This window comes from Salipiger sp., from assembly GCF_059781815.1.
Map to the genome: position 1 here is coordinate 1 of NZ_JBYNAH010000053.1, position 3,221 is coordinate 3,221.

Here is a 3,221-nt window from a genome sequence, read left to right on the forward strand (position 1 = left end):
TGTAGCTCAGCTGGTAGAGCACGTCATTCGTAATGATGGGGTCGTAGGTTCGAGTCCTATCACCGGCACCACGGTTTCCCCGCCAAGGTTTCACCGCCAGACGAATCAATGATTCGATGATTCGAGCCATGACCGCGTCCGCGTGAGTCTTGAGATCGACGGGTCGCAACCTCTGGTCGATCACAACGCTCTCTAAAATTTGAATTTTCTGGATTGCGACCGGATGCCGCGGCGCGGCGGAAAATCTTCTGGACTTTGCACGCTCCGTATTGTGTCGTGCGCATCACGGACAATAGGAGGTCGACCCGCCGGGAGGAGGAGGCGGGCCGACCGTCAGACGGATGGCGCTGAAAGGGAGAAGGGCCATCCAGTCGTGTTCCGGTCGCCCCTGGGGAGGATTTGGGGCGACCGGGCGTCCCTTCACCAATTAGGCAGCGCATCCCGGATCTCAAGCGCGGCTTTGGTCTATTCTCTCTATCTGCGACCAATTGGCATATCCGCTGCACATCTTTTCAGCGCAGAACCCGGCAAACGAATCTCCGGCGAGCGACTTGGGAAAACACGCGCCGCGCGTGTAAACCGCTTGGAAACCCGTTTCGGGGTACCAAGGCTTGGTTGCGCTACCGTTCTGTGCTAACACGAAGGCCCGTCACTGCTCGGACGGGTTGCCACACAGGAAGGCCCATTCACTGGACAGCCCGTCTGCCCATGTCTTCCTGCATGTTCAGCAGTCCTTAGGGAGAGGATCACATGACACTTTTCAATCGCGAACAGGCCAATGCCGTAGAGACCCTGCTCAAGCGCGGCATGTCGGATTTCGATATCGCGCGCAGCGTCTGCGCCGACAACGAAGACCCGGAGTTGCTCCTCGAAGCGGTCTCCGCCCAGCGCGAGCGCCGCGAGCGCGCAGACGCGCTCTGATCGATCTCACCTGAGATATTCGACCATGGGCGGCGATCGGTCGCCCACGGTCACGTCTGACGGCGCGCCCAGCCGCAGACACAGCTCCCGTACAACGCAGGATGCGCCAGGCGCCGGAACTCGATCATCGTATCGGGAGGGGAGGAGCGCGGCGACCCTCAGGGAGGAGGAGAGAGGGCCGCCGCTGATTTCCGGGGTTCAGGGAGGAGGAGAGAACCCCAGGAAACTTTTGGACATCGTGTCGATGTCGTTGGACTACAAATAAGCGATGCTGCACTGCAGAACAACCCATGTCTCTGCAAAGCAGCATTGATCTTTTTGCATGGCAGGCGCTTCGCTTAGCTTTCGTGCGGCGCTTCCCGACCGCAAAGCCAGCGGCGGGGGCTGCAGAAAGCCCCCGCCAAGCCCGGCTCAAGCAGAAAGACGGACCGGTCACACAGACCGACACTCGTGACAGGCACAGCACTCGTACCGTCAACACTGGCACCCAACGGCCAACAGGGCCGTCACCGTTTACCAACTGGTTACGCGAACAGACACAAACACCCTGCCCGGACAGACCCTCGCTCCAAACACACGGAGCGATGACGTCCCGCCCGGGCCACTCTTTACCGCACTCCCCGACACACTGGTGACCGCACGGAAAAGGTCACTGGTTACCGAACATCCCGAAAAACCGTTACCGAACCTCGTCTGCCTGCCCCGACCCTTGGGACACGCAATTCCCTTCGCGACCGGCTCAGCCCGCCGCGCGCAGCGCCGGCGCTGTCGCGCCCAGCCGCTCGGCGACCAGATTGGCCCAGGCCGCCGCAAATTCCGTTGCCGCGCCGGCAGCGCGGGTCTCGTCCATGCCCTCGCTGCCGCTGCGCACTGCCAGAGACAGCGCGTTGCTCCAGCTCGCGATGCCGTGGCCGCGCACGAAGCGGGCGCCCGGGCCGGCGCTGTCGCGCAGCCCGTCGACATCGGACACCACCAGCCGGCGGCCCGCGGCCCGCGCCTCGAGCGCCACCAGCCCATAGGCCTCCCAGCGCGAGGGCATGGCCACCAGATCGACAGAGCGCATGGCGTCTTCGGGGGACATCGCGTGACCGTGGAACGTGATGCGGTCATCGCCCTTGGCAAGGGCGCGGAGGCTTTCTTCCTCTGCGCCAGTGCCGAAGATCTCGAGCCGCAGCGCGCCGTCGCGGATCTCGGTCACCGCGCGGACCAGCACGTCAAAGCCCTTCTGCCGGTCGAGCCGCCCGATGGCGCCGATGGTCCGGCCACCGGGACGCGGGGCCGGCAGCGCGCGGAAGGCCTGCAGATCGACCGCCGAGGGGATCACCCGCAGCGCCTGCGGCTGCACCAGCCGGCGCGCGGTGAGCCACTCGCCCTGCGCTTGGCTGACCGCCACCACCGTGTCGAACAAGGCGTAGGCGTTGCGCAACAGGGTGAAGAAGCGCAGCTTCGACGGCACGTTCAGCGCGGTGAAAGCCTCGGTATAGCTGTGCTCGACATGCACCATCGGCAGATGCGCATGCCGGGCCCGCAGCGACACCAGCGCCGGCAGCCGGCGCCAGCTCACCGAGAGGTGCGAGACGATCATGTCGGCCTTCACCGTTGCAATGCCCTTGTTGCGCGGCACGGCGCGGATCTCGTGATGGGCAGACTGCGCCATGAGCGGAGAGTCGTGGATGTGATCCAGCACCCGCATGACCCCGCCGGGGGTGGTGTCATCGACCAGGTGAACGATGTGGGGCAGCTTGGACATCACGAACATCTCCTCGGGAAAACGAACACTCAGGACCGGACGGCGGTCAGGACATTGCGGGCGATCCGCATCGGCGCATCGCCGTAGCGGGCACAGAGCCTTGCGGCGGCGATGGTGGTCAGGCTGCGCACCGGCTCTTCCAGCAGCGGCGCGCGGGATTCGGAGAAGGCGCGCGAGACCAGATCGCAGGCGGTTTGGCCCTCGTTGCTGCTCACCGCGCGGCGGGCGAGGTAGCGCAGCTGGTAGGCGCGGGCCGCCGACTCGTGGCGGGCAAAGAAGGCCGGGTCGGAGGGGCGCAGCTTGGTCACCATGCGCTCCCACGCGGCGAGCTGGGCATCGGTACGGGCCGAGAGGCCGGTGCTGTTGATGCGGTACTCGGTGAGCAGGCCGGGCACGCCCTCCATGCTCCAGTCGGTGGTGAGCGAAAAGCGCAGCCAGCACTCGATGTCCTCGGACTGGCGGAAGGTCTCGTCGAACACCCAGTCGCGCTTGGTCTCGCTGGCCGGGCGCCACGAGATCGCCTCGAGCGCCTCGCGGCGGAACACCGGCA

General features: G+C 65.3%; 2 protein-coding genes and 1 pseudogene. 1 reads left to right on the plus strand and 2 read right to left on the minus strand.

From position 1 onward, the window contains the following. The first annotated feature begins 750 nt into the window (after positions 1-750). On the plus strand, positions 751-921 hold the full coding sequence (locus AC6RA4_RS08350) for a hypothetical protein (RefSeq protein WP_222603325.1): 171 nt from the start codon (positions 751-753) through the stop codon (positions 919-921). A gap of 739 nt (positions 922-1,660) precedes the next feature. Here AC6RA4_RS08350 and AC6RA4_RS08355 read toward each other — a convergent pair. Next, positions 1,661-2,671: a glycosyltransferase gene (locus AC6RA4_RS08355; protein ID WP_500159269.1), complete on the minus strand. Its 1,011-nt coding sequence runs from the start codon at positions 2,669-2,671 to the stop codon at positions 1,661-1,663. A 29-nt stretch (positions 2,672-2,700) separates the two neighbouring features. After that, positions 2,701-3,221, minus strand: a pseudogene (locus AC6RA4_RS08360) (glycosyltransferase family 2 protein); the annotation flags it as partial.